Raw genomic sequence first — 26499 nt, forward strand, 5'->3', positions numbered from 1 at the left:
GCGAACAGCCTGCCGCTAGCCGATTTGTTCGAGTTCCTCGTGAGTCTCGAGCCATTCGGCTTCGAGCGCTTCGAGGCGCGCGTTCACATCTGCCTGACGGCGGATCGCCTCCGTCAGTTTGCTCTTCTGTTCGGGCTCGTAGCTGGCCGGATCGACGACGAATGCATCGAGCGTCGCCTTTTCCGCGTTGAGCGCGTCCATTTCCTTTTCGATCTTCGTGATGCGGCTTTGCAGGGGCTTCTTCAGGTGGGCGAGCTTCTGGCGCGTTTCCGCTTCGAGGCGGCGTTGCTCCTTGCGATTGACGCCGCTGTCCGCACTATCCGCATCGTTCGACGCCGTGCCCGCTTTCAGCGCCGCGCGTTGTTCGGCGGCATGTTGCAGCAGCCAGTCGCGGTAGTCGTCGAGATCGCCGTCGAATTCCTGCAGGCGGTGCTTCGCGACCAGCATGAATACGTCGGTGGTGGCGCGCAGCAGATGCCGGTCATGCGACACCAGAATCAGCGTGCCCTCGAATTGTGCAAGCGCCATGGTCAACGCGTGACGCGTTTCGAGATCAAGGTGATTGGTCGGCTCGTCGAGCAGCAGCAGGTTCGGCTTTTGCCAGATGATCAGCGCGAGTGCCAAACGTGCTTTTTCGCCGCCCGAGAAGGGCGCGATCTTCGCGGTCGCCATCTCGCCGGAAAAGTTGAAGCTGCCGAGGAAGTCGCGCAATTCCTGTTCGCGTGTATCGGGTGCAAGACGCGCCAGATGCTGCAGCGGCGTGTCGTCCGGGCGCAGCGTTTCGAGCTGATGCTGCGCGAAATAGCCGATGCGCAGTCCCTTGCCTTCGCGCACGTGGCCCCCGAGCGCTTCGAGCGTACCGGCGAGCGTTTTGATCAGGGTGGATTTGCCCTGACCGTTCGCGCCGAGCAGGCCAATGCGCTGACCGTTCTGGATTGACAGCATCACATGGTCGACGATTGGAATTTCGCCGTCTTCACCGCGATAGCCGCAGCGCACGTCCTCCATCACCATCATCGGATTCGGCGCGGAATCGGGCGTGCGGAATTCGAACGTGAACGGCGAGGACGCGTGCGCCGGCGCGATCAACTCCATTTTTTCGAGCGCTTTCACACGGCTCTGCGCCTGACGCGCCTTGGTGGCCTGCGCCTTGAAGCGATTGATGTAGCTCTGCAGATGCTCGACCGTGCGCTGTTGCTTCTCATACGAGCTTTGCTGCAAAGCAATCTGTTGCGCGCGCAGGATTTCGAATTGCGAGTAGTTGCCGCCGTAACGCTTGATCTGCTGATGTTCCAGATGCAGCGTGACGTTACAGACCGAATCGAGAAATTCGCGATCGTGCGAGATCACGATCAGCGTGCCTGGATAGCGGTGCAGCCAGTCTTCGAGCCAGATGATCGCGTCGAGATCCAGGTGATTGGTCGGTTCGTCGAGCAGCAGCAGGTCGGAGCGGCACATCAGCGCCTGCGCCAGATTCAGCCGCATGCGCCAGCCGCCCGAGAAGCTGCTGACCGGCTCGCGCGTCTGTGCGAGCGTGAAGCCAAGGCCGAGCAGCAAGGCCTCGGCGCGGGCGGGCGCGGTGTAGCCATCGGCGTCGGCGAATGCGGCGTGCGCTTCGCCTTCCGCCGCGCCGTCATGCGCGGCCGATGCTTCGGCGATGCATGCTTCGATCGCGCGCAACGCCGCGTCGCCGTCGAGCGTATAGGCGAGGGCGGTCTTGTCTGCCGCGGGCGTTTCTTGCGCGACGTGGGCGATCTGCCAGTTTGGCGGGATAGAGAAATCGCCGCCATCGGCGTGCAGTTCGCCGAGCAGCACGGCAAACAGCGTCGACTTGCCCGCGCCGTTCGCCCCCACCAAGCCGGCCTTCTCGCCGGGGTTGAGGGTGAACGTGGTGTTTTCAAAGAGCGGCTTGGTGCCGCGCGCGAGGCTGAACTGGTTAAAGCGGATCACGAAGAGGCCGGCTGGAGAAAAACGCTATTTTAGACTGCCGGGGCTGACACCGGGCGCTCAACCGGGATCGGCCATTCGGCCGACTGTAGCGGCGAAGTTTTTGGCATAGACTGACGGCTTTCACGGGGAGAGCACATGACATCGATTTATTCGTTTTCTGCACATACGCTCGGCGGCGAGGAAGTGAGCCTCGAGCGCTATCAGGGCAAGGTCCTGCTGATCGTCAATACGGCGAGCGAATGCGGGTTCACGCCGCAGTACGCCGGTCTGCAAAAGGTGTATGACACTTACGCGGCGCGCGGATTTGCGGTGCTCGGTTTTCCTTGCAACCAGTTCGGCAAGCAGGAACCGGGCGACGCTACGCAGATCGGCAGCTTCTGCGAAAAGAACTACGGCGTGACCTTCCCGATGTTCGACAAGATCGACGTGAACGGCGCCAATGCTCATCCGCTGTTTCGCTATCTGACGGGCGAGGCGCCGGGCCTGCTGGGGCTCGAGGCGATCAAATGGAACTTCACCAAGTTCCTGATCGGCCGCGACGGCAATGTGGTGAAGCGCTACGCGCCGCTGACCAAGCCCGAGGCGATCACCGAGGACATCGAGAAGCTGCTGTAACGCATAGCAACGCGGGACGCGAAGTCGGCGTCGGCAATGGCCGAGTCGCGGCGCGGTGCCGCCGCTACAGGATCGGCGAGAACAACCGCGCCACGTGCATCAGTACGCGCCGCAGCGCGCTCGCCTGGCGATACTCGTTGCGGTCTATTTCGAGCGACTCCGTGAAGTCCTTCAGCAGCATTGTTTCGACTTCTTTGGCGAAGCCGCGGTCCACCGTCAGCACCATGATCTCGAAGTTCAGGCGGAACGAGCGGTTGTCGAGATTGGCGCTGCCGATTGCCGCCGCCACGCTGTCGATCAGCACGACCTTCTGGTGCAGGAAGCCCGGCTGGTAGCGGAAGATCCGGATACCCGCGCGCAGTGAGTCGTATGCATACAGTTTCGAGGCGGCGAACACCACGCGGTGATCGCGCCGGCACGGAATCAGAATGCGGACATCCACGCCGCGAAGCGCTGCCAGTCGCAACGCGGCGAACACGGCTTCGTCGGGTATGAGATAAGGCGTGGTGATCCAGATCCGCTCGCGCGCCGCGTTGATCGCTTCGACGAAGAAAAGCGAACAGGTCTCCTGCTTGTCGGCCGGGCCGCTCGGCACGACGAGGCAGTGCATGCCTTCGTCGCCGGGTTGAGGGGGCGGCATGTCGAATTCGGGCAACTGCTGGGTCGCCCAGTGCCAGTCCTCGGTGAACACGAACTGGATGCTGGCGACGGCCGGGCCGCGCACTTCGATATGCGTATCGCGCCATGGCGACAACGGCGGCTTGCTACCGAGATATTCGACCCCCACGTTGTGTCCGCCGACGAACGCGCGTTCTCCGTCCACCGAGACGATCTTGCGGTGGTTACGGAAGTTCAACTGCAAACGGTTGACGAAGCGGCGATTGGTGGCGAACGGATGCGTCTCCACGCCGGCTGCCCGCAGCGCCGCCACGTAGCGGTGGGGTAGATCGAAACTCCCGATGCTGTCGTACAGGAAGTAGACGCGCACGCCTTGCTGCGCTTTCGCGATCAGCGCGTCTTTGAGCATTTCGCCAAGCGCGTCGTCGCGCACGATGAAGAACTGCACGATCACGTAATTGCGTGCCCCCTCGATCGCTTCGAAGATCGCCTCGAAAGTCGCGGCGCCGTTCACCAGCGTGCGCACGGAATTGCCCGGCAGGAACGGCATGCCACCCAGGCGTGTAAGCGAATGCACGAGCCTCGCGCCAAGCTCCTGCGTAGGCAGCCCCGCGGATGAGGCGCGTGTGTCCCATTCCTGAGGATGCGCGCGCGTGCGCAGCAACTCGTTTTCGATGCGGCGAGCGTCCGCATAACCCTGGAATTTGCTGCGGCCGAGGAACAGGTATGGCACCAGCGTCAGATACGGCATGGCGACCAGCGACACGGCCCACGCAATCGCGCCTTGCGACGTGCGGGTGTTCAGAATCGCGTGGCACGCCGCGATCACGCCGAGAATATGGGCGAGAGCGACCAGCGGGCCGATGTGAAGCAGGTCGAATTGCATAGGCGGGCGAAGGGTTGGCGAAACGCTGCTGCGGCTGCCTGGTGTCAGCGCGGACAGCTCCGCGCCCATCTTACCGAACGTGAGTGCGTTGGGGGGGCGTTACGGTCAGGCGTCTCTGAATCCTGCGCGGATGCGGGGAAGGTGCGGGTGCGGTTGCTTACGGATGTGTCCGCTGTGGCATGCACGCGAAAAGCCGGCTCAAGGAGCGTGAGCTATGGCACGGGCATGACAAGTCCCGGGTCAAGAGCGTTTGCTATGGTGTGAGCGAGAGAGGAGCTGGCTCAGGTGCGGCACGCGCGGCAAGCAATCAAGGCCTGCTGCGCGCGTCGCGGGATGAAGCTACAACACGTCAGACCGGCAGATCCGCGGCCTGAATCAGGAACACGTTATCGTCGCCGGCACTCGTCGACAGCCAGACCAGATCGAGGCCGCCGAATGCTGCTTCGACGTTCGCGCGCTCGTTGCCGATCTCGACCACCAGCACGCCGTCTTCGGTCAGCCAGTTGCGCGCGTCGGCGATGATCCGTCGCACGATATCCATGCCGTCGGTGCCGCCAGCCAAAGCCATGTCCGGCTCGTGCTTGTATTCGGCGGGGAGTGCCTGCATCGAAGTGGCGTTGACATATGGCGGATTGCTGATGATCAAGTCGTAGCGGCGCTCGGCGAGCGGCGCGTACAGATCGCCTTCGAAGAGGGCGACGCGGTCATCGAGCTTGTAGTCCGTGACGTTACGCGTGGCGACTTCCAGAGCGGGTGCCGAGAGATCGACGGCGTCGATATCCGCGTTAGGGAATGCATGAGCCGCGAGGATCGCAAGGCAGCCGGAGCCGGTGCACAGTTCCAGCACGGCGCCGACCTGTTCGGGATCTTCGACGTAGGGCTGCAAACCGTCCTGCAGCAACTCGCCGATGAACGAGCGCGGCACGATCACGCGTTCATCCACGTAGAAGCGGAAGCCGTGCATCCACGCTTCCTGCGTGATGTAGGCCGCCGGCACGCGCTGGCCGGCGCGTCGCTCGATCACGTTCAGCACGGCGTCGATTTCGGCCGCGGACAGACGCGCGTCGAGAAACGGATCCAGCAGATCGAGCGGCAGATGCAGCGTGTGCAGGATCAGATAGGCGGCTTCGTCGTAGGCGTTGGCCGAGCCGTGGCCGAACGACAACTCGGCCTGGTTAAAGCGCGACACCGCGAAACGCAGCAGGTCGCGGACGGTGGAAAACGGGAGCGTCATCGCAGATATTCCTTGGTCAGGCGATCAGTTGTTCGAGCACGCGGCGATACACGTTCTTCAGCGGCTCGATGTGTGCGACTTCGATATGTTCGTCGATCTTGTGGATGCTGGCGTTCAGCGGACCGAACTCGATCACCTGCTCGCAGATGCGGGCGATGAAACGGCCATCCGAGGTGCCCCCGGTGGTCGACAGTTCAGTCGTGATGCCGGTTTCGTCCTTGATCGCTTTAGCCAGCGCGTTCGACAGATCGCCGCGCGGCGTGAGGAACGGCAGGCCGCTTACGGTCCATTGCAGGTCGTATTCGAGATTGTGCTTGTCGAGGATCGCACGGACGCGAGCCTGCAAGCCTTCCACCGTACTGGCCGTCGAGAAACGGAAATTGAACATCACGTCCGCATGGCCGGGGATCACGTTGGTGGCGCCGGTGCCGCTATGGATGTTCGAAACCTGCCAGGTGGTGGGCGGGAAGTATTCGTTGCCGTCGTCCCAGCTTTCGGCGACCAGTTCGGCCAGTGCGGGCGCGAGCAGATGCACCGGATTTTTCGCCAGATGCGGATAGGCGATGTGGCCTTGCACGCCTTTGACGATAAGATTGCCCGACATGGACCCGCGCCGGCCATTCTTTACCATGTCGCCGAACTGTGCGCTCGACGTCGGTTCGCCGACGATGCAGTAGTCCATGCGCTCGCCGCGCGCCTGCAGCGCTTCGACGACCTTGACGGTGCCGTCGGTAGCGGGGCCCTCTTCGTCGCTCGTAATCAGGAAGGCGATCGAGCCGCGATGCGCGGGGTGCGCCGCGACGAATTCCTCGCTTGCCACCACGAAGCCGGCGATCGACGTCTTCATGTCCGCCGCGCCCCGGCCGTAGAGCTTGCCGTCGCGGTGGGTCGGCTCGAACGGCGCCGAGTGCCATTGTTCGAGCGGGCCGGTCGGCACGACGTCCGTGTGGCCGGCGAACGCGAGCAGCTTGCCGCGTGTGCCGTCGACGCCGCGTTTGACGGCCCACAGGTTGGTCACACCGTGCGATTCGATGGTCTCGTGCTCGAAGCCGAGCGCGGACAGGCGTTCGATCAGCAGGCGCTGGCAATGCTGGTCGTCGGGCGTCACGGAGGCGCGCGCGATCAGTTGTTCGGTAAGGGCAAGGGTGCCGGACATGGATTCAGTACAAGCCACTTTGAAATGAAAAAATGCCGGCTGGCGGTTGGACACCGCAGCCGGCAACAGCTTTTAAGCAACGCGGCGAGGCCACGTTTTACGTCTTTTTGCGCCTTTGCGCGCGATCTTCGCGTTCGGGCCTGGCATCTGATGTCTGATACTACGCCTGGCGCTACGTTCGACGTTCGCGCCCGGTCCTGCTTTTCGGATCAGGCAATCAGGCAAACAGTGCTTCGTATTCGTCTGCCGCAAAACCGAGCGACTTGACCTTTCCGTTGACCACCAGCACTGGCCGCTTGATCACCGACGGCTTGTGGATCATCAACGCGATCGCGCCCGACTGCGTGTCCGCCGCCGCCTTCATGTCGTCGGACAGACCGCGCCAGGTCGTGCCGCGACGGTTCAGCAACGCGTCGAGCTTCACGTCCTTCAGCCAGTCCTGCACGAGCGGCGCCGTCACACCGTGTTTCTTGAAGTCGTGGAACTCGAACTCGACGCCGTGCTCTTCCAGCCACACGCGGGCCTTCTTCACAGTGTCGCAGTTCGGGATGCCGTAGACGACGGTCTTGGTGCCGCGTGCCATTAGTCGCCTCGCAGGAGCTCGTTCAGGCCGACCTTCGCACGCGTCCTGGCGTCGACTTTCTTGACGATCACGGCGCAGTACAGGCTGTGCGAGCCGTCCTTCGACGGCAGGTTGCCCGCTACCACCACCGAGCCCGCCGGAATGCGGCCGTACGTGACTTCACCGGTTTCGCGGTCGTAAATCTTGGTGCTTTGACCGAGGTACACGCCCATCGAGATCACCGAGTTTTCTTCGACGATCACGCCTTCCACCACTTCCGAACGCGCGCCGATGAAGCAGTTGTCTTCGATGATGACCGGATTGGCTTGCAACGGCTCCAGCACGCCGCCGATGCCCACGCCACCCGACAGGTGAACGTTCTTGCCGATCTGCGCGCACGAGCCGACGGTCGCCCACGTGTCGACCATCGTGCCTTCGTCCACATAGGCGCCGATGTTGGTGTACGACGGCATCAGCACGACGTTCTTCGCGATGAACGAGCCGCGGCGCGCAATGGCGGGCGGCACGACGCGGAAGCCACCGGCGGCGAAGTCTTCAGCGGTGTAGTTAGCGAACTTCGACGGCACCTTGTCGTAGAACTGCGAGTAGCCGCCAGCCGGCATCGGCTGGTTGTCTTCCAGGCGGAACGACAGCAGCACGGCTTTCTTCAGCCATTGATTGACGACCCAGTCGCCGTCCTTCTTTTCCGCGACGCGCAAGGCGCCCTTGTCCAGTTGCTCGATGGCGTGGGCGACGGCTTCGCGCACGTCGACCGGCGCGGCCTTCGGCGACAGTTCGGCGCGGTTTTCCCAGGCGGTATCAATGATCTGCTGAAGTTGTTGCGACATATGCGTGCTTTTCTGAAGAGTTGAAGTCTGAAGAAGGGAATGCGGTGCGCGGGGCTGCTGAATACAGAAACTCACGAAAAACTCAGCCCGCGAGCGCGCGGCAAAAATCGACGATCCGTTGTGCGCCCTGCGTGCATTCGTCGACATCGGCGACGAGCGCCATGCGCACGAAATTACGGCCGGGGTTCACGCCGTGCGCAGTGCGCGCGAGAAACGAGCCCGGCAGAACCGTCACATTATAGTCGGCGTAGAGGCGCTGGGCGAACTCGGTGTCCGACAGGCCGGTGCGCGAGACGTCCGCCCACAGGTAGAACGCGGCGTCCGGCAGGCGTACGTCGAGCACCTCGGCGAGCATTGGCGTGACGGTGGAAAACTTCTGCACGTACTTCGCGCGGTTCTCGCGCACGTGGGTTTCGTCGTTCCAGGCCGCGATGCTGGCACTCTGGAACACGGTCGACAAGGCCGCGCCGTGGTATGTCCGGTATAGCAGGAAATCTTTCAGGATCGTCGCGTCGCCAGCTACGAAGCCCGAGCGCATGCCCGGCACGTTCGAACGCTTGGACAGGCTCGACAGCATCACGAGGCGCTCGAAGCCGCGGCCGAGCTGGTGAGCCGCCTCCAGACCGCCGAGCGGCGGATTGGCTTCGTCGAAGTAGATTTCCGAGTAGCACTCGTCCGAGGCGATTACGAAGCCGTAGCGGTCCGACAGCGCGAACAGTTCGCGCCAGTCCTCGAGTGTGAGCACCGCGCCGGTGGGATTGCCCGGCGAGCACACGTACAGCAGTTGCGTGCGCGCCCAGATGTCGGGCGGCACCGCCGAATAGTCGCAGGCGAAGTTGCGCGCCGGGTCGCTATTGACGAAGTACGGCAGCGCGCCGGCCAGAATCGCCGCGCCTTCATAGATTTGGTAGAACGGGTTCGGACAGAGTACGATCGCAGGCTCGCCGTCAGCATGACGCTTGGGGTCGATTACCGTTTGTGCGAGTGCAAAAAGCGCCTCGCGCGAACCGGACACGGGCAGCACCTGAGTGGCCGGGTCGACCGGCGGCAGGTTATAGCGCTGCGTCACCCATCTGGCGATCGATTCGCGCAGTGCTGGCGAACCGACGGTGGCCGGATAAGCCGACAAACCGCCGAGTGAGGCAATCACCGCGTCGCGAATCAGCGAGGGCGTGGGATGTTTCGGTTCGCCGATGCCGAAGCTGATGTGCGCGAGGCCGGCCGGCGGCGTGACGTCCTTGAAAAGCGCACGCAGCTTTTCGAACGGGTAGGGCTGAAGGGAGTCGAGTAGCGGGTTCACTGGGCGGATCGGGCCTGATCGAAGAGGGCGCAGACGGGTGCTGGGAAATGCTGGGTACCCGCGCTGACGGTAAAACGCCTGAAAGACGCGAAAACAGTGGCAGCGGCGGCGAACAAATGATTATAGCGTGGCACGCGGCCGTCAGGCCGTGGCGCAATCCGCCAGGCAGCGCAGGCAATGCGACGCAGCGGGAACGACGCGAACCGCAGACGGTTCGCGCAAAAAAGAAGCAGGAGCAGCAATGGTCGTAGCAGCAACGCAGACATCCGGACGATTCGGACGATTCGGACGATTCGGACGACGAGGGCGCAAGAACGCCACCCTCGGCAAAGTCGGCAACCCCGCCCGCAGGAGCAGCAACCACCGCGGGAGTGCCGCACCATGAGCAACTGGCTTCGCAATGGCTGGCCCACCCTCGCGATCATGCTGGGCGCCTCCGTGTGGGGAATGATCTGGTACCCGCTGCGCATGCTGAATGCACTCGGCGTTTCCGGCACGGCAGCGAGCGCGCTCACGAGCGGCGCCGGTTGCCTGTTTGTCCTGCTGGTGCGCTATCGCGCGCTCAGGACCGTGCGCTGGCACTGGCTGCTGCCGGCCATGGCGCTGGCCGCGGGCGTGACCAATCTCGGCTTCGTCTGGGGCTCGATCCACGGCGAAGTGATGCGCGTCCTGCTGCTGTTCTATCTCACCCCCGCCTGGACCGCGCTCTTTGCACACTTCATCCTGCACGAACGGCTGACCTGGGCGGGTGGGGGCCTCGCCGCGCTGTCGCTAGCCGGCGCGATGACCATGCTCTGGTCGCCGCAACTGGGCATTCCGGTGCCCGGCAACCTCGCCGAATGGGCTGGGCTCGCGGGCGGCATGGGCTTCGCGATGAGCAACGTCCTGATTCTCAAGACGAGCCGCGTGCTGCCTGAGATGAAGCCCGAAATGCGCACCGCGACGATCTTCGGTGGCGCAGCGATTTTCAGCGCCTGTGCGTCGCTGTTCGAGGCGATGCCCGCACCGCCCACCGGCGCGCATCTCGGCACGGCCGCGCTGCTAGTGCTCGGCCTCGGTTTTCTGCTGGCGTCGAACAATATGCTGGTGCAGTATGGGCTCGCACGCGTGCCGGCCAATCGGGCCTCGATCATCATGCTGTTCGAGATCGTGGTGACGGCTTTGTCCGCGTGGCTCTTCGCCGGCGAGACGCCGGGCCCGCGCGAATGGGCCGGCGGCGCGTGCATCGTGCTGGCGTCGGCACTGTCCAGTTGGGTGCACCGGACCAAGGCCTTGCCGCCTGATCCGGCCAATCAGGATGTGGGGCTCGACGTCGATGATGACGCAGACCGTAAGGACGGTAAGAACCGCTCGCGCGCGATGGTATGATTGCCCCTCATTAGTCGACGCACGCTTCACTGCGTGCGATTGGCGCCCGTATCGCGGGGTTTCGCGGGCCGTTTCGCTGCATCGGCGAGCGGCTGGTGCGGCCTTCACGAGCCACTTTTTATTTTCCCTTTTCAAACAGCGAAATCGCCGTGCGTCTGACCTCGATCAAACTCGCTGGCTTCAAGTCATTCGTCGATCCCACGCATTTCCAGGTCCCGGGCCAGCTCGTCGGCGTGGTCGGACCGAATGGGTGCGGTAAGTCCAACATCATCGACGCCGTGCGCTGGGTGCTCGGCGAATCGCGCGCTTCCGAGCTGCGCGGCGAGTCGATGCAGGACGTGATCTTCAATGGCTCGACCGCGCGCAAGCCAGGTAGCCGCGCCAGCGTCGAACTCGTGTTCGACAACGCCGACGGCCGTGCCGCCGGGCAGTGGGGGCAGTATGCCGAAATCGCCGTCAAGCGCGTGCTCACGCGCGACGGCACTTCGAGCTACTACATCAATAACTTGCCGGCGCGCCGCCGCGACATTCAGGACATCTTCCTCGGCACCGGCCTTGGGCCGCGCGCGTACGCGATTATCGGGCAGGGCATGATCGCGCGCCTGATCGAGGCGAAGCCGGAAGAACTGCGTGTGTTCCTCGAAGAAGCCGCGGGCGTATCGAAGTACAAGGAACGCCGCCGCGAGACGGAGAACCGCCTGCATGACACGCGCGAGAATCTGATCCGCGTCGAAGACATCGTCCGCGAACTCAGTTCGAATCTCGAGAAGCTCGAGGCGCAGGCGGTCGTCGCGACCAAATATAAGGATTTGCAGGCCGACGGCGAAGAGAAGCAGCGTCTATTGTGGCTGTTGCGCAAGAACGAAGCCGGTGGCGAGCAGGAACGTCAGCAACGCGCAATCGAACAGGCGCAGATCGACCTCGAAGCGCAAACCGCGAAGCTGCGCGAAGTCGAAGCGCAGCTCGAAACGCTGCGCGTCGCGCATTATTCCGCCAGCGACGCGATGCAGGGCGCGCAAGGCGCGTTGTATGAGGCGAATGCCGAAGTCAGCCGCCTCGAAGCCGAGATCAAGTTCATTGTCGAATCGCGCAACCGTGTGCAGGCGCAGATTGCCGCATTGACCGCGCAGCGTGAGCAGTGGCAGTCGCAAGCCCAAAAGGCGCAAGACGATCTCGAAGACGCGGAAGAACAACTGGCCGTCGCCGAAGAAAAAGCCGCGCTGGCCGAAGACGAAGCAGCCGGCAAGCATGATGCGATGCCGGCGCTCGAAGCCCGCTGGCGCGATGCGCAGACCGAACTGAACGCTGAGCGCGGCGGTATCGCGCAGACCGAACAGGCACTCAAACTCGAAGCCGCGCATCAGCGCAATGCCGATCAGCAATTGCAGCAGTTGCAGCAGCGTCACGAGCGGCTGAAGTCGGAAGCGGGCGGTCTCGATGCACCCGACGAAGCGCAGCTCGAAGACCTGCGCATGCAGCTCGCCGAGCACGAAGAAATCCTCCATGACGCGCAGACCCGTCTTGCCGACGCGCAAGAAACGCTACCGCGTCTCGACGGCGAACGGCGCGTGGCCCAGGAGCGCGTGCAGTCGGAGAATGCTCAGATTCATCAGCTCGACGCACGGCTTGCCGCGCTCAAGCAATTGCAGGAAAACGTCCAGACCGAAGGCAAGATCCAGCCGTGGCTCGAAAAGCATGAGCTGAGCGGCTTGCCGCGCCTGTGGAAGAAGCTGCACGTCGAAGCCGGCTGGGAAGCCGCGCTTGAAGCGATACTGCGTGAGCGGCTCGCCGCCCTGGAAGTGTCGAACCTCGATTGGGTCAAGGCGTTCGCCACCGATGCGCCGCCCGCCAAGCTTGCGTTCTACGCGCCGCCGGCAGCCGGTCAGCCGGTCGCTACGCCGCCGGCTTTGCGTCCGTTGCTGTCGCTGGTTCGCATCGACGATGCAGGTATTCGCGCCGTGCTGAACGACTGGCTCGGCCTTGCCTTCATCGCTGACGATCTGCAGCAGGCGCTAGCCATGCGTTCGCAGTTGCCGGAAGGCGGCTCGTTCGTCGTGAAGGCCGGCCACGTCGTGACGCGTGTCGGCGTCCAGTTGTATGCCGCCGATTCCGAACAGGCCGGCATGCTGGCCCGTCAGCAGGAAATCGAAAATCTGGGCCGTCAGGTCCGCGCGCAAGCCTTGCTCGCCGATGAGGCGAAGGCCACCGCGATCCGCGCTGAAGCCGCGCACACGCAAGCCGCGCAAGCTTTGACCGATGTACGCCAACAGTCTGAGCGCGCGACCCAACGGGTGCACGCATTGCAGATGGACGTGCTCAAGCTTGCGCAGGCGCATGAGCGCTACACGCAGCGCAGCACGCAAATCCGCGAAGAGCTCGGAGAGATCACCGCGCAGATCGAAGAGCAGCGCGCATTGCGTGGCGAATCGGAAGCGAATTTCGAACGTCACGACTCCGAACTCGCCGAATTGCAGGCGCGTTTCGAAGATCACCAGATGGCTTTCGAAGCACTCGACGAACAGCTCACCGCCGCGCGCGCGCAATCGCGCGATCTCGACCGGGCCGCCACTGACGCGCGTTTCGCCGCGCGCAACATGGCGAACCGCATCGACGAATTGAAGCGCAGCATCCAGGTCTCGCACGAGCAGAGCGAACGCGTCGCAGCGTCGCTGGAAGACGCGCGCGCCGAACTGGAAACCATCAACGAGCAAACCGCGCACACCGGCTTGCAGGACGCGCTCGATATCCGCGCAGTCAAGGAAGAAGCGCTGCACGCCGCACGCCTCGAACTAGACGATCTGACCGCCAAACTGCGTGCCGCAGACGAAACCCGTTTGACCGCCGAGCGTGCGCTGCAACCGCTGCGCGACCGCATCAACGAATTGCAGTTGAAGGAACAGGCCGCGCGCCTGAGCGGCGAGCAGTTCATCGAACAACTGGCCGAGGCCGGTGTCGATGAAGCCCAACTGCAGGCCAAGCTCACGCCGGATATGAAGCCGTCGTATCTGCAAGGCGAGGTCACGCGGATCAACAACGCGATCACGGCGCTCGGCCCGGTCAACATGGCCGCGCTGGACGAGCTGAAGGCGGCGAGCGAGCGCAAGACTTTCCTCGATGCGCAATCGGCCGACCTGAACAACGCGATCGAAACGCTCGAAGACGCGATCCGCAAGATCGACGGCGAAACGCGTACGCTGCTTCAAGGCACCTTCGACGAAGTGAATCGTCATTTCGGCGAGCTGTTCCCGCGTCTCTTTGGCGGCGGTCAGGCGAGGCTGATCATGACCGGCGACGAGATTCTCGACGCCGGCGTGCAGGTAATGGCACAGCCACCGGGCAAGAAGAATTCGACGATTCACCTGCTGTCCGGCGGCGAGAAGGCATTGACCGCCACCGCGCTGGTGTTCGCGATGTTCCAGCTGAATCCCGCGCCGTTCTGTCTGCTCGACGAAGTGGACGCGCCGCTCGACGACGCCAACACGGAACGCTTCGCGAACCTCGTGCGAGCAATGTCGGACAAGACGCAGTTCCTGTTCATTTCGCACAACAAGATCGCGATGGAAATGGCGCAGCAACTGATCGGCGTGACCATGCAGGAGCAGGGTGTGTCGCGGATCGTTGCCGTCGACATGGAATCGGCTGCCGGTTTCGCCCAGAATATCGTTTGAGTTTTCGTTTAGGTTGATCATCGCGGGCTCCCGCGTTCAGCGCAGCGGCCATCGGCCGCGCGACACATGGGGCGGGCGCATAGCCGCGCAGACAGAAGAATTGCTGATGGAGCATGCATGGACGAGTTGACACTCGGTTTGATCGGCGCGGGTGCCGTGGTGGTCGGGGGCGTGGTCGTGTACAACGCGTGGCAAGGCGCGAAGGTGCGCCGCAAGATGCCGCGCGCGATGCCGGCAGACGCCGCCGAAAGTTTCGCGCGCGACGATCAGGAGGAACAGAGCCCGTTTATCGAGCCGGCCCGGCCGACCACGCGGCGCGAACCGATAGTGGGTTCAGACACCGCGGCGGAAACCGCCGCGGCGCGCGTCGAGCCGACTTTTGGCGCAACCGCCGCGCCGCTCGATACGCCTGCCGATATTCAGGCCGAGACGACGACGCCGAACGGTTATCCCGAAGCTGAGGGCGTTGCTGAAGCCGAAGGCGGTATGGGGGGGGAAGCGGGTAAGGCTGCGCAAGCCGGCGAACCGGTCGAGCCGATCCTGCCCGCTGCCACGACGATTTCGTCGGCGCCGCCGGCGATCGTCGATCGCCGCATCGACTGCATCGTGCCGATTCGTCTGAACGGGCCGGTGGCCGGCGACAAGGTGATTCCGCTCGCGCAGCGTCTGCGCCGTGCCGGCAGCAAGCCGGTGCATATTGAAGGCAAGCTCGAAGGCGGACCCTGGGAGCTGTTGCAGAACGGCGCGCGCTATGAAGAGCTGCGCGCGGCCGCGCAATTGGCCAACCGGAGCGGCGCACTCAACGAACTGGAGTTCTCCGAGTTCGTGACCGGCGTGCAGCAGTTTGCCGATACGCTCGATGCGTCGCCGGAATTCCCCGACATGCTCGAAACGGTGGCGATGGCGCGCGAACTCGACGGTTTCGCCGCGCAATGCGACGCGCAATTGTCGATCAACGTGCTCTCCGACGGAGCGCCGTGGTCGGCCAACTATGTGCAGGCAATCGCGTCGCAGGACGGCCTGCTGCTCTCGCGCGACGGCACGCGCTTCGTCAAGCTCGACACGAAGCAGAGCCCGGTGTTCATGCTGCAATTCGGCGACACCAATTTCCTGCGCGACGACCTGACCTACAAGGGCGGCCAGATGATCACACTGGTGCTCGACGTACCGGTCGCGGACGAAGACATCCTGCCGTTCCGCCTGATGTGCGACTACGCGAAATCGTTGGCTGAGCGTATCGGCGGACGGGTGGTCGACGATGGGCGCCGTCCGCTGCCGGAAACCGCGCTGCTGGCGATCGAAAAGCAGTTGATGACGCTCTACGCAAAACTCGAACAGGCAGGTATTCCGGCGGGTTCACCGGCTACCCGGCGTTTGTTCAGCCAGTAACGGTTCTATTTTTTATGCAGTGCTCGACGGCCGCACGATGTGCGGCCGTTGCCGTTTTCAGTGGTCGTTTCACAGCAAGACCGAACGCACGAAACTGGCCATTCGGCCGATGTAAAGGGGCACGCTTCCTGCGATAATCCAATGTCTGAATTCTTTTGAAGAAGCGTCCGACAGCATGGCCCGAACTCCCGCCTCAAATCCTGCAACCAGCGCTCCCGCAGAGCGGGCCGCGTGGCTGCGCGCGGAACTCGAACGCGCCAATTACGCGTACTACGTGCTCGACCAGCCGGACCTGCCGGACGCGGAATACGACAAGCTCTTCAAGGAGCTGGAGCGAATCGAGACGGAGCATCCGGACCTGATTGTGCCGGATTCGCCCACCCAGCGCGTGGGCGGCGAGGCGTCAACCGGCTTCGAGCCGGTCGTGCACGATCAACCCATGCTTTCGCTGAACAATGGCTTCGAGGACGAAGACATCGTCGCGTTCGACAAGCGCGTCGGCGACGCGCTCGGCAAGAACGCGAGCGAGCCGCCCGTGCCGGTCGATTACGCGGCCGAGCTGAAATTCGACGGCCTCGCCATCTCGCTGCGCTACGTCGACGGCACGTTCGTCCAGGCGTCCACGCGAGGCGACGGCGCCACCGGCGAGAACGTTACCGAAAACGTTCGCACGATCCGTTCCATTCCACTCAAGCTCAAGGGCAAACGGGTGCCGCATGTGCTCGATGTACGCGGCGAAGTGCTCATGTTCAAGCGCGATTTTGAACGTCTGAACGAGCGCCAGCGGGCTGCTGAGCAGAAGGAATTCGCCAATCCGCGCAACGCCGCGGCAGGCAGCCTGCGGCAACTCGATTCGAAAATCACCGCGCAGCGGCCGCTGTCGTTCTTCGCTTATGGAATCGGCGTGCTCGAAGGGCTCGAGATGCCGGCCACGCATAGCGAACTACTCGACTGGTACAAGGAACTCGGCTTGCCGGTGAATGGCGAGCGGGCGGTGGTGCAAGGCGCCGAGGGCTTGCTGGGGTTCTTCCATGCGGTAGGCGGGAAGCGCGACACGCTGCCTTACGATATCGACGGTGTTGTCTACAAGGTCAACCGGCGCGATGAGCAGGACGCGCTCGGCTTTGTCTCGCGCGCGCCGCGTTTCGCATTGGCGCACAAATTCCCCGCGCAGGAAGCGCTGACCAAACTTGTCGCGATTGATGTGCAGGTCGGCCGCACCGGCGCGATCACGCCGGTTGCGCGGCTGGAGCCGGTGTTTGTCGGCGGCGCAACGGTGACGAACGCGACGTTGCACAATGAAGACGAAGTGCGCCGCAAAGATATCCGCATCGGCGACACGGTGATCGTGCGGCGCGCCGGCGACGTGATTCCCGAAGTGGTGAGCGCGCTGCTCGACCGTCGCCCGGACGACGCCCGCGAGTTCGTCATGCCCACGCACTGCCCGGTGTGTGGTTCGAGCATCGAACGGCTGCCGGACGAGGCGATCGCGCGCTGCACGGGCGGGCTGTTCTGCCCGGCGCAGCGCAAGCAGGCGTTGTGGCACTTTGCGCAGCGGCGGGCGCTGGATATCGACGGGCTCGGTGAAAAGATCATCGATCAACTCGTCGAGCAGAATCTGGTGCGTACGCCGGCCGATCTGTTCAACGTCGGCTTTGCAACACTTGCTGAACTCGACCGCTTCGCCGAAAAGTCCGCGCAGAATCTGCTCGACTCGCTCGAAAAAGCCAAGCACACCACGCTGGCGCGCTTTATTTACGCGCTCGGCATCCGGCATGTGGGCGAATCGACGGCGAAAGATCTGGCCAAACATTTCGGCTCGCTGAATCCAATCATGGATGCCTCGGTCGAAGAATTGCTGGAGGTAAACGATGTCGGGCCCGTGGTGGCCGAGTCGATTCATCAGTTTTTTGCCGAAGAGCACAACCGCACGGTGATCGAGCAACTGCGCGCGCCGGGCAAGGTCACATGGCAGGAAGGGCCGCCCGCGCCGAAGGCGCCGCAAGGCGTGCTGGCCGGCAAGACGGTCGTATTGACCGGCACCTTGCCGACGCTGGCGCGCGAAGAGGCGAAGGAAATGCTCGAGGCGGCAGGAGCAAAAGTGGCCGGTTCGGTGTCGAAGAAAACAGACTATGTGGTGGCCGGAGCCGAAGCCGGCAGCAAGTTGGCGAAGGCGGAGGAACTCGGCGTCCCCGTACTCGACGAAGATGGTATGCGTAAGCTCCTGGAGGGGCAGTTATGATCCGCGAAATTCTCAAGATGGGCGATCCGCGCCTTTTGCAAATTGCCGATCCGGTCGACCATTTCGACACCCCTGAACTGCATGAGCTTGTCAAAGACATGTTCGAGACCATGCACGACGCGAACGGCGCGGGGCTGGCCGCACCGCAGATTGGCGTCAATCTGCAGGTGGTGATCTTCGGTTTTGGGCACAACGAGCGCTATCCGGACGCGCCGCCGGTACCGGAGACTGTGCTGATCAATCCGACCATCACGCCGGTGTCGCAGGATATGGAAGAGGGCTGGGAAGGTTGCCTGTCGGTGCCGGGACTGCGAGGTGCGGTGAGCCGGTTCTCGATGATCAAGTATCACGGCTTCGATCAATTCGGCAAACCGATCGACCGCGTCGCCGAGGGCTTTCACGCGCGCGTCGTGCAGCATGAGTGCGATCACCTGATCGGCAAACTGTATCCGATGCGGATCAACGATTTTGCGAAGTTCGGCTTCACGGAAGTCCTGTTTCCGGATATGGACCCGGATAGCGACGACTGACGCCGCATCCCGGCGGGCGGCGATCGCATCGTCGGGTATGTCGCAGAAAACAAAAAACCCGCGCATTGGCGTGGGTTTTTTGTTGGGCGAGCTTCACGGTGCGGGCACCGTGAGTCGTTCGCTGTTTGAGCGTTAAGCTCCCGGCGTCAAAACGACTCGTCCGCCGACAGATAACGCCATTGGCCCGGCGGCAGAGCGCCAAGCATCACCTGACCCATCCGCACGCGCTTCAGGCCGATCACTTCGAGACCCACCAGCTCGCACATCCGGCGGATCTGGCGTTTCTTGCCTTCGCGCAGGACGAAACGCAGTTGCTCGCCGTTTTGCCAGTTGACCTGGGCGGGTTTCAACGGCACGTCGTCGAGGGAGAGGCCATGGCACAACAGTGCGAGGCTTTCCGGCGGAAAGTGATTTTCGACGTCAGTGGTGTGCTCGCCGAACGACACGCGCACCAGATACTCCTTGTCGATCTCCGAATGGCCGCCGATCAGCTGCTTGGCAATACGGCCGTCCTGCGTCAGCACCAGCAAGCCTGTCGAATCGATGTCCAGGCGTCCGGCCGGCGCGAGTTGGCGCAGATGCGAGACCGAGAAGCGGATGTCCGAACTGTCGCCTTCCCAGCGATTTTCCGGTGTGACCAGCGTGATCGCCGGCTGGTAGCCGTCTTCCGCCTGGCCCGACACAAGGCCCACGGGCTTGTGGATCAGGACTGTCACCTGGCTTGCTTGCGCAGCTTCGGCTGCGGGGTCGATCTCGATGCGCTGGTCCGGACGAACCTTGGTGCCGAGCGTGTCGATCCGTTCGCCGTCGACCAGCACCCAGCCTTTTTCGATCCATTCGTCGGCTTCGCGGCGTGAACACAGGCCGAGTTCCGACATCAGTTTCGACAGACGCAGGGTGCCCGGCGCATCTTCATAATCGCGGCGCGGCGTGCGCGGAGCGGCGTCGGTGTCGCGTTCGGCTTTGGCTGCGGATGCCGGGCCGCGCGGCTTGTCGGCATGGGCGGGGCGGCTGTCGTCGCCAAAGCGGCGGCCGGCGGCCGGCAGTGCCTTGTCGAAGGTCCGGGCAGGGCGTTCGCCTCGGTCGTTACGTTCGCAGGCACGCGCCGGACGATCGCCGAATTCACGCCTGGCTGGTGCTCGTTCGCCGCGGTCGTCGCGCGGTGCGCGCGCCGGACGGTCCGTGCGGTCGCCGTAGCCACTTTTGACGGGCTTCGCGAAAGTGCGCTCGCCACGGTCGGATGAGCCGCGGTCGCCTTCAAAACGGCGCGGTGCGCTGTCGCTGCGCGGCCCGCGCTCGCCGCTGCGGCGCTCCTGCGGGGCGCCCCGTTCGCTGCCGAAGCGGGGTCGATCCGATGCATCACGCGCCGGACGCTCGCCACGTGGGCCGCCTTCCGTCGGACGGCCTGCACCCGGGCGTGGGCCGCTGAACGAGCGGCGTTCACCGTCGTCACGTCGTGGGGTGCGGTTGCCTTCAAAACTACGGGGTGCGCGGTCATTACGATCACTGCCGCCTTCAAACCTACGGGGCGCACGCTCACCATCGTCCCGACGCGGAGCGCGATCGCCGCCGGCCTCAAAGCGACGCGGGGCACCTTGCGTGCGCTCACCGTCAGCACGGCGCGGAGCGCGTTCGCTACGGTCGCCACCACCTTCGAACTTACGCGGCGCACGAGCGCCCTCGTCCCGACGCGGAGCGCGATCGCTGCGGTCGCCGCCACCTTCGAACTTACGCGGCGCACGAGCGCCATCATCCCGACGCGGGGCGCGATCACCGCCGCCCTCGAAGCGACGTGGGGCACCTTGCGTGCGTTCACCGTCAGCGCGGCGCGGAGCGCGTTCGCTACGGTCGCCACTACCTTCGAACTTACGCGGCGCACGAGCGCCTTCATCCCGATGCGGGGCGCGATCACCGCCGCCCTCGAAGCGACGCGGGGCACCTTGCGTGCGTTCACCGTCAGCGCGGCGCGGAGCGCGTTCGCTACGGTCGCCACCACCTTCGAACTTACGCGGCGCACGAGCGCCTTCGTCCCGACGCGGAGCGCGATCACCACTTCCCTCGAAGCGGCGAGGCGCACCGTCGGGCCCTTCGCGTCGCGGCGGCCGATCTGACGGTGCCCGGCGCGCAGCGCCGGCATCCCGCTCGCGGGAAAACGATCCTTCAGCCCGTGGCGCACGCGCACCGGCGCCCGCCGGGCGCTTGCCGCCGCCTGACGCAGCGCCTTCACCCCGCCCCCCGTTGAAACCCGCCGTCGGTGAAGACGGCCTGGGGCCGGCCGGGCGCGTCGGCTTACGCGCCGAGGTGCTTCCGGTACGGACAGGGGCGCGTTCGGACGAAGCCGGCCGCGGGTGCTTGGCTGTTAATTTGACTCGCATGAAATCTCACACTGCAATCGCGCGCAGCAGTTCGGTCTCGACCTGAATTTGCAGGCGGTTGTCCGACAGACCCTGCCCATCCAGCAGGAACACGTCTTCGACGCGTTCGCCGAGCGTATTGATCCGCGCCGACGCGACGCCGACCCGGTGCTCGGCCAGCACGCGCGCGATTGAATAAAGAAGGCCTGGCCGGTCGTTCGCAGACACGGACAGGATGTAATATTGGCCGCGCTCGTCGGCCCGAAGATCGACGCGCGGCGTAACAGGGAAGGTTCGCGACAGCCGTGACAAACGGCCTTTCGACGGTCCCGGAAGCAGAGTGCCGTCACCCGTGAGGCGTGCGGTCAGTTCCTGTTCGACCAGATTGGCAATATCGCGATAATGCACGTCTTCTTCGGTATGCGCGACGAGGAAATTATCGAGCGCGTACCCGTGACGGGTCGTGCTGACCCGCGCATCGAGCACCGACAAGCCGTTGCGGTCGAAATAAGCACAAATGCCGGCGAACAGATCGGGTTGGTCTTTCACATACACCAGCACCTGAAGCGCTTCGCCGATCGGCGACGGACGTGCCCGCACAATCGGCGTCGTGGTCTCGACGTGCCGGTACAGCACGCGGGTTTGCCATGCGATATCCGCTGCGTCGTGGCGCAGGAAATATCCGATATCGAGCTTGTCCCACAGTGCCTTTTGCGCGCCTTCCGGCACGGTTTCGAGGCGCAGCAACGCAAGTGCCTCTTCCTGGCGCGATTTCAGTTCCGAATGCGCGTCAGGCCTTGCGCCACCGAGCACCGCCAAAGTGGCGCGGTACAGGTCCTCCAGCAGCTTGCCTTTCCACGTGTTCCAGACTTTTGGGCTGGTGCCGCGAATGTCGGCCACGGTCAGCAGGTAAAGCGCGGTCAAGCGGCGCTCATTGCCAACCAGTTCGGCAAACCGTTTGATGACTTCGGGGTCGCTCGTATCCTGCTTCTGCGCGACCTGGCTCATGGTCAGGTGCTGCTGGACCAGCCAGACGACCAGTTCGCCGTCCTCGCCCTCGATGCCATGGGTGCGGCAAAAGCGCCGCGCATCGGTCATGCCGAGCGTGGAATGGTCGCCGCCACGGCCCTTGGCGATATCGTGAAAGAGCGCGGCCACGTACAGCACCCACGGCCGGTCGAAATTCACGATCAACTGGCTGCAGAACGGATATTCATGCGCATGCTCTGCCACCGCGAAGCGGCGCAGGTTACGCAATACCATCAGGATGTGCTGATCGACCGTGTAGACGTGATACAGGTCGTGCTGCATCTGTCCGACAATGCGCCGGAAGTTCAGCAGATAGCGCCCGAGCACACTGGTCTGGTTCATCAGACGCAGCGCGTGCGTGATGCCGGCCGGCTGTTTCAGAATGTCCATGAACAGGCGCCGGTTTTCCGGATCGCGCCGCCAATGCTGATCCATTACGTCGCGGGCGTTGTAGATCGCGCGCAGGGTGCGCGCCGACAAACCCTTCACGCCCGGCGTCTGTTCGTAGAGCAGGAAAGCTTCGAGGATTGCGTTCGGCTCGCGCTGGAATACGTCGTCACTGGCGATTTCCAGCATGCCCTGCTTTTCGACGAAACGGTCCGACAGCACGCGCGTGATACCGCTCGTATTGGGGAAAAGCTGCGCTTCGATGTTCTGGATCAGGATGGTGGCGAGCTGCGTAACCGCTTTGGCGGACCAGTAATAGCGTCGCATCAGCTGTTCGCTGGCGCGCTTGGTGGCCGTTGGCTGGTAGCCGAAGCTTTCGGCCACCGGCGTTTGCAGGTCGAACACCAGAATGTCCTGGCGGCGGCCGGCGATCACATGCAGCCGGGCACGCAGCGTTTTCAGGAAGCCTTCGTTGCGGCGCAGTTCGCGCGCTTCACGCTCGGTGATCAGGCCGCGTGCTTCGAGTTCGCGCCAACTGCTGCCGAATCCCGCCGCTTGTGTAATCCACAGAATCAGTTGTAGGTCGCGCAGACCGCCCGGGCTTTCCTTGATGTTCGGTTCGAGCGAATACGGGGTGTCCTGAAACTTGGCGTGCCGCTGACGCATTTCCAGCACTTTGGCCTGGAAGAACGCGCGCGGGTCGAGCGCTGCGCGGTAGCGCTTCGCAAAGTCGTCGAAGAGCGGGGCGCTGCCCGTAATGCGCCGCGCCTCGAGTAGCGAGGTACGCACGGTGACGTCGTTGGCGGCTTCTTCGAGACATTGCGACACACTGCGCACGCTGCTACCCAGTTCGAGCCCCAAATCCCACGCGAGGCTGATAAAGCGTTCAATGCGCGCTTCGAGATGCTCGATCGGCGTGTCGGGCAGCAGGACCAGAATGTCGATGTCGGAATGCGGTGCGAGTTCGCCCCGCCCGTAGCCGCCCACGGCCAGCAGGGCCAGTTCGGGCGGCAACTGACAGGTGTTCCATGCGGCGCGCAGCGACTCGTCAGTGGCACGCGCGAGCGCGGCCATCAGCGAGTCGACGTTGGAGGCGGTCTTGAAGCGTTCCAGCAACTGGGCTTTGGCCACTTTATAGTCCGCCTTGAGCGACGTGGCATGGGAGTGGGCGACGGCTGGAACACTACTCATTGGCGGGCGGGTGAGGTCGGAAGTCGGTCAGGCTGTAGCTGCGACAACCGGCGGACGCGCGGGCGTGCCAACTGAGACAGTCAGCACGTCGTAGCCGGTTTCGGTGACGAGCACGGTATGTTCCCACTGTGCCGACAGGCTGCGGTCTTTGGTCTTGACGGTCCACTGGTCCGGCATGGTGCGGATGTCGCGCCGCCCGGCATTGATCATCGGTTCGATCGTAAAGATCATGCCAGTCTGCAGTTCGAGCCCGGTGCCGGGGCGGCCGTAATGCAGAATCTGTGGGTCTTCGTGGAATACCGTGCCGATGCCGTGGCCGCAATATTCACGCACCACGCTGTAGCCCTGGCCTTCGGCGTGCTTCTGGATTGCGTAGCCGATGTCGCCGAGATGGGCGCCCGGGCGCACCTGATCGATGCCGAGCCACATGCATTCAAAGGTGGTCTGCACGAGGCGTTTAGCCATGATCGAGCCTTCGCCGACGATGAACATCCGGCTGGTGTCGCCGAAATAGCCTTCCTTGATCACCGTGACATCGATATTCAGCGCGTCGCCGTTCTTCAGCGTCTTGTCGCCCGGAATGCCGTGACAGATCACGTCGTTTACCGAAATGCAGGTGGCTTTCGGGTAGGGCGGATAGCCCGGCGGCTGATAATTCAGCGGCGCCGGAACCGTGCCTTGTTTCTTGAGCATGTATTCGTGACACAGCCGGTCGAGTTCGCCGGTCGTGATGCCGGCTGCAACGAACGGCGTGATGTAGTCGAGTACTTCGCTGGCGAGCTTGCAAGCGACGCGCATCTGCGCGATATCGTGTTCGTTTTTGAGCGTAATAGCCATGAGTCGGGCCTGAAATGCGATTTATTGCAAGATTATCGCACCATATTCCGGCTGCCGCAGGGTTTTGCCCGTGTTTTGCGATAAGGCGGCGAGCGCGTAGGTGCAACCCGGCTGCGGCAAGCAGGAGCTACCGCGCGGGTTGAGTCGGCCGATAGTCACGTGCTATAATCTTTGGCTAAGTCGATCCCTGTCTTATTTTGTTGCTTTATTGCTGTTCTAATGGGCGCAAACTGGCGGGAAAGACCCTCTGTAGCGATAGTTGCCTGCGCTACGGGGTAGCAGTACCAGGGCAGCAGACTCGCAAGCCGGCGCACCCAGGGTGTCCGTCGCGTTCAGCCAGAAAACAATGGCAGCGCGGCAGATGCGGCAGCCGGCTTAAGACCCAACCCTCGCGGAGATTTTCATGGCAGTTACCATGCGTCAAATGCTGGAAGCCGGTGTCCACTTCGGTCACCAAACGCGCTTCTGGAACCCGAAGATGGCCCCCTTCATTTTCGGTCATCGCAACAAGATTCACATTATCAACCTCGAAAAGACACTGCCGATGTACAACGACGCGCTGAAGTACGCGCGTCAACTGGCAGCGAATCGCGGCACGATCCTGTTCGTCGGCACGAAGCGTCAATCGCGCGACACCATCGCTGAAGAAGCAAAGCGCGCTGGTATGCCGTACGTCAATGCACGCTGGCTCGGCGGCATGCTGACCAACTTCAAGACGCTGAAAGTCTCGATCAAGCGCCTGAAGGACATGGAAGCAGCGCTGGAAGCCGGCGAAACCGAACGCATGAGCAAGAAAGAAGCGCTCCTGTTCGAACGCGAAATGGCCAAGCTGCAAAAGTCGATCGGCGGCGTGAAGGACATGGGCGGTATTCCGGACGCGATCTTCGTGGTCGACGTCGGCTACCACAAGATTGCCGTCACCGAAGCTAACAAGCTCGGCGTGCCGGTCATCGCCGTGGTCGACACGAACCACTCGCCGATTGGCATCGACTACGTGATCCCGGGTAACGACGACGCTTCGAAGGCTGTCGCTCTGTACACGGCTGGCGTGGCTGACGCGATCCTTGAAGGCCGTGCAAACGCGGTCAACGAAGTGGTGCAAGCTGCCCGTGGCGGCGACGGCGACGAGTTCGTCGAGGTCAACTCGGAAGCGTAAAGCTGCCCCGTGTCCGGCAAAAAAGGGGGCTTTCTACAGGCCCCCTTTTTTTAAGCCGCGACAAAGTAGTGGTGCTGTGAGCAGTGCCTAAGCGTAGCCCGTAAAAAATACGTGCGACGTTGAAACGAATTCTTGCCGCCGGTATCGAAGTCCGGGCGGCGTGTGACAGACGGAACTCAAGGAGCAAATGATGGCGGCAATTACCGCAAGCATGGTTGCAGAACTGCGCGCAAAGACTGACGCGCCGATGATGGAATGCAAGAAGGCGCTGACGGAAGCCGACGGCGACATGGCGCGCGCTGAAGAGCTGCTGCGCGTGAAGCTGGGCAACAAGGCTAGCAAGGCAGCGTCGCGCGTGACGGCTGAAGGCGTGGTCGCATCGTTTATCGGCGGCAACGCGGGTTCGCTGGTCGAGCTGAACTGCGAAACCGACTTCGTTTCGAAGAACGACGACTTCCTGGCTTTCTCGAAGACCGTCGCTGAACTGGTCGCTACGCAAAACCCGGCTGACGTCGCGGCTCTGTCGGCACTGCCGCTGGACGGCTCGACGGTCGACGCAGTGCGTCTGGCACTGGTCGGCAAGATCGGTGAAAACCTGTCGATCCGCCGCTTCGTGCGTTTCGATACCGCGAACAAGCTGGCAGCGTATCTGCACGGTACGCGTATCGGCGTGCTGGTCGAATACACCGGCGCGGACGAGCAGGTCGGCAAGGACGTGGCCATGCACATCGCCGCAATGAAGCCGGTTTCGCTGTCCTCGGACGACGTCCCGGCGGATCTGATCGCCAAGGAACGCAGCATTGCTGAACAAAAGGCTGCTGAATCGGGCAAGCCGGCTGAAATCGTCGCCAAGATGGTCGACGGCAGCGTGCAGAAGTACCTGAAGGAAGTGTCGCTGCTGAACCAGACGTTCGTTAAGAACGACAAGCAGACGATCGAACAGATGCTGAAGGCTGGCAACGCGAGCGTGCAGAAGTTCGCGCTGTTCGTGGTCGGCGAAGGCATTGAGAAGAAGCAGGACGACTTCGCAGCTGAAGTGGCCGCTCAAGTCGCTGCTGCAAAGCAACAATAAGCATCGCTTAAGCTTCAGTTAGTACCGTTGGACCCGCGGCGGAGCAAGACTTTGCCGCGGTCGGCGGCGCCGCAAGGCTGCGCGCGGGTGACCCTCGTGGCGCACGC

General features: G+C 63.2%; 18 protein-coding genes. 8 read left to right on the forward strand and 10 right to left on the reverse strand.

Going from position 1 to position 26499, the window contains the following annotated elements:
- Nucleotides 1-15: 15 nt before the first annotated feature.
- Nucleotides 16-1950, reverse strand: coding sequence for an ATP-binding cassette domain-containing protein (locus tag ACUN0E_RS28040; RefSeq protein ID WP_445568628.1), 1935 nt, complete (start codon nucleotides 1948-1950; stop codon nucleotides 16-18).
- Between the two features lie 135 nt (nucleotides 1951-2085).
- On the opposite strand from ACUN0E_RS28040, the gene ACUN0E_RS28045 reads away from it, so the two are divergent.
- Entirely contained in the window at nucleotides 2086-2565 is a 480-nt protein-coding gene (locus tag ACUN0E_RS28045) for a glutathione peroxidase (protein WP_408336008.1), read from the forward strand.
- 64 nt (nucleotides 2566-2629) lie between these two features.
- Here ACUN0E_RS28045 and cls read toward each other — a convergent pair whose 3' ends face one another.
- From cls to dapC, 6 genes are all read right to left on the reverse strand, one after another.
- The gene (cls, locus tag ACUN0E_RS28050) at nucleotides 2630-4069 is read right to left on the reverse strand and encodes a cardiolipin synthase (RefSeq protein WP_408336005.1); all 1440 of its coding nucleotides are present in this window, start codon (nucleotides 4067-4069) and stop codon (nucleotides 2630-2632) included.
- Nucleotides 4070-4418: 349 nt separating this feature from the next.
- Complete coding sequence (prmB, locus tag ACUN0E_RS28055; protein ID WP_408336002.1) at nucleotides 4419-5303, reverse strand: 50S ribosomal protein L3 N(5)-glutamine methyltransferase; 885 nt, start codon at nucleotides 5301-5303, stop codon at nucleotides 4419-4421.
- A 16-nt stretch (nucleotides 5304-5319) separates the two neighbouring features.
- Nucleotides 5320-6459, reverse strand: a complete 1140-nt coding sequence (gene dapE, locus ACUN0E_RS28060) for a succinyl-diaminopimelate desuccinylase (RefSeq protein WP_408223692.1) — start codon at nucleotides 6457-6459, stop codon at nucleotides 5320-5322.
- Between the two features lie 217 nt (nucleotides 6460-6676).
- Nucleotides 6677-7042: an ArsC family reductase gene (locus tag ACUN0E_RS28065; RefSeq protein WP_408223689.1), complete on the reverse strand. Its 366-nt coding sequence runs from the start codon at nucleotides 7040-7042 to the stop codon at nucleotides 6677-6679.
- The gene (dapD, locus tag ACUN0E_RS28070) at nucleotides 7042-7869 is read right to left on the reverse strand and encodes a 2,3,4,5-tetrahydropyridine-2,6-dicarboxylate N-succinyltransferase (RefSeq protein WP_445568629.1); all 828 of its coding nucleotides are present in this window, start codon (nucleotides 7867-7869) and stop codon (nucleotides 7042-7044) included. The genes ACUN0E_RS28065 and dapD overlap by 1 nt, the downstream gene beginning before the upstream one ends.
- A gap of 82 nt (nucleotides 7870-7951) precedes the next feature.
- Complete coding sequence (gene dapC / locus ACUN0E_RS28075; RefSeq protein WP_445568630.1) at nucleotides 7952-9169, reverse strand: succinyldiaminopimelate transaminase; 1218 nt, start codon at nucleotides 9167-9169, stop codon at nucleotides 7952-7954.
- A gap of 381 nt (nucleotides 9170-9550) precedes the next feature.
- On the opposite strand from dapC, the gene ACUN0E_RS28080 reads away from it, so the two are divergent.
- From ACUN0E_RS28080 to def, 5 genes are all read left to right on the forward strand, one after another.
- Entirely contained in the window at nucleotides 9551-10537 is a 987-nt protein-coding gene (locus ACUN0E_RS28080; protein ID WP_408335999.1) for a DMT family transporter, read from the forward strand.
- A gap of 149 nt (nucleotides 10538-10686) precedes the next feature.
- Complete coding sequence (gene smc, locus ACUN0E_RS28085; RefSeq protein ID WP_445568631.1) at nucleotides 10687-14205, forward strand: chromosome segregation protein SMC; 3519 nt, start codon at nucleotides 10687-10689, stop codon at nucleotides 14203-14205.
- A 117-nt stretch (nucleotides 14206-14322) separates the two neighbouring features.
- Nucleotides 14323-15594 carry a cell division protein ZipA C-terminal FtsZ-binding domain-containing protein gene (locus ACUN0E_RS28090; RefSeq protein WP_445568632.1) on the forward strand — a complete coding sequence of 424 codons (1272 nt, stop codon included), beginning with the start codon at nucleotides 14323-14325 and terminating at the stop codon, nucleotides 15592-15594.
- Between the two features lie 175 nt (nucleotides 15595-15769).
- Entirely contained in the window at nucleotides 15770-17836 is a 2067-nt protein-coding gene (ligA, locus tag ACUN0E_RS28095; protein ID WP_445568633.1) for an NAD-dependent DNA ligase LigA, read from the forward strand.
- Nucleotides 17833-18366, forward strand: a complete 534-nt coding sequence (gene def, locus ACUN0E_RS28100; RefSeq protein WP_408223668.1) for a peptide deformylase — start codon at nucleotides 17833-17835, stop codon at nucleotides 18364-18366. The genes ligA and def overlap by 4 nt, the downstream gene beginning before the upstream one ends.
- Nucleotides 18367-18512: 146 nt before the next feature.
- On the opposite strand, the gene ACUN0E_RS28105 is transcribed toward def, so the two are convergent.
- The 3 genes from ACUN0E_RS28105 to map are packed head-to-tail and all read right to left on the reverse strand — an operon-like array spanning nucleotide 18513 to nucleotide 24164.
- A complete protein-coding gene (locus ACUN0E_RS28105) occupies nucleotides 18513-20741 on the reverse strand; it encodes a pseudouridine synthase (RefSeq protein WP_445568634.1) in 2229 nt (742 codons plus the stop codon).
- 6 nt (nucleotides 20742-20747) lie between these two features.
- Complete coding sequence (locus ACUN0E_RS28110) at nucleotides 20748-23327, reverse strand: [protein-PII] uridylyltransferase (protein ID WP_445568635.1); 2580 nt, start codon at nucleotides 23325-23327, stop codon at nucleotides 20748-20750.
- Nucleotides 23328-23354: 27 nt separating this feature from the next.
- Nucleotides 23355-24164 (reverse strand): type I methionyl aminopeptidase, encoded by an 810-nt coding sequence (map, locus tag ACUN0E_RS28115; RefSeq protein WP_445568636.1) that lies wholly within the window; start codon nucleotides 24162-24164, stop codon nucleotides 23355-23357.
- 403 nt (nucleotides 24165-24567) lie between these two features.
- On the opposite strand from map, the gene rpsB reads away from it, so the two are divergent.
- Together rpsB and tsf are read left to right on the forward strand one after the other, a co-directional pair.
- Nucleotides 24568-25320, forward strand: a complete 753-nt coding sequence (gene rpsB / locus ACUN0E_RS28120; protein WP_325046815.1) for a 30S ribosomal protein S2 — start codon at nucleotides 24568-24570, stop codon at nucleotides 25318-25320.
- Between the two features lie 190 nt (nucleotides 25321-25510).
- Nucleotides 25511-26392: a translation elongation factor Ts gene (tsf, locus tag ACUN0E_RS28125; RefSeq protein WP_201073229.1), complete on the forward strand. Its 882-nt coding sequence runs from the start codon at nucleotides 25511-25513 to the stop codon at nucleotides 26390-26392.
- Nucleotides 26393-26499: the final 107 nt, after the last annotated feature.

Source organism: Paraburkholderia sp. D1E (assembly GCF_052682275.1).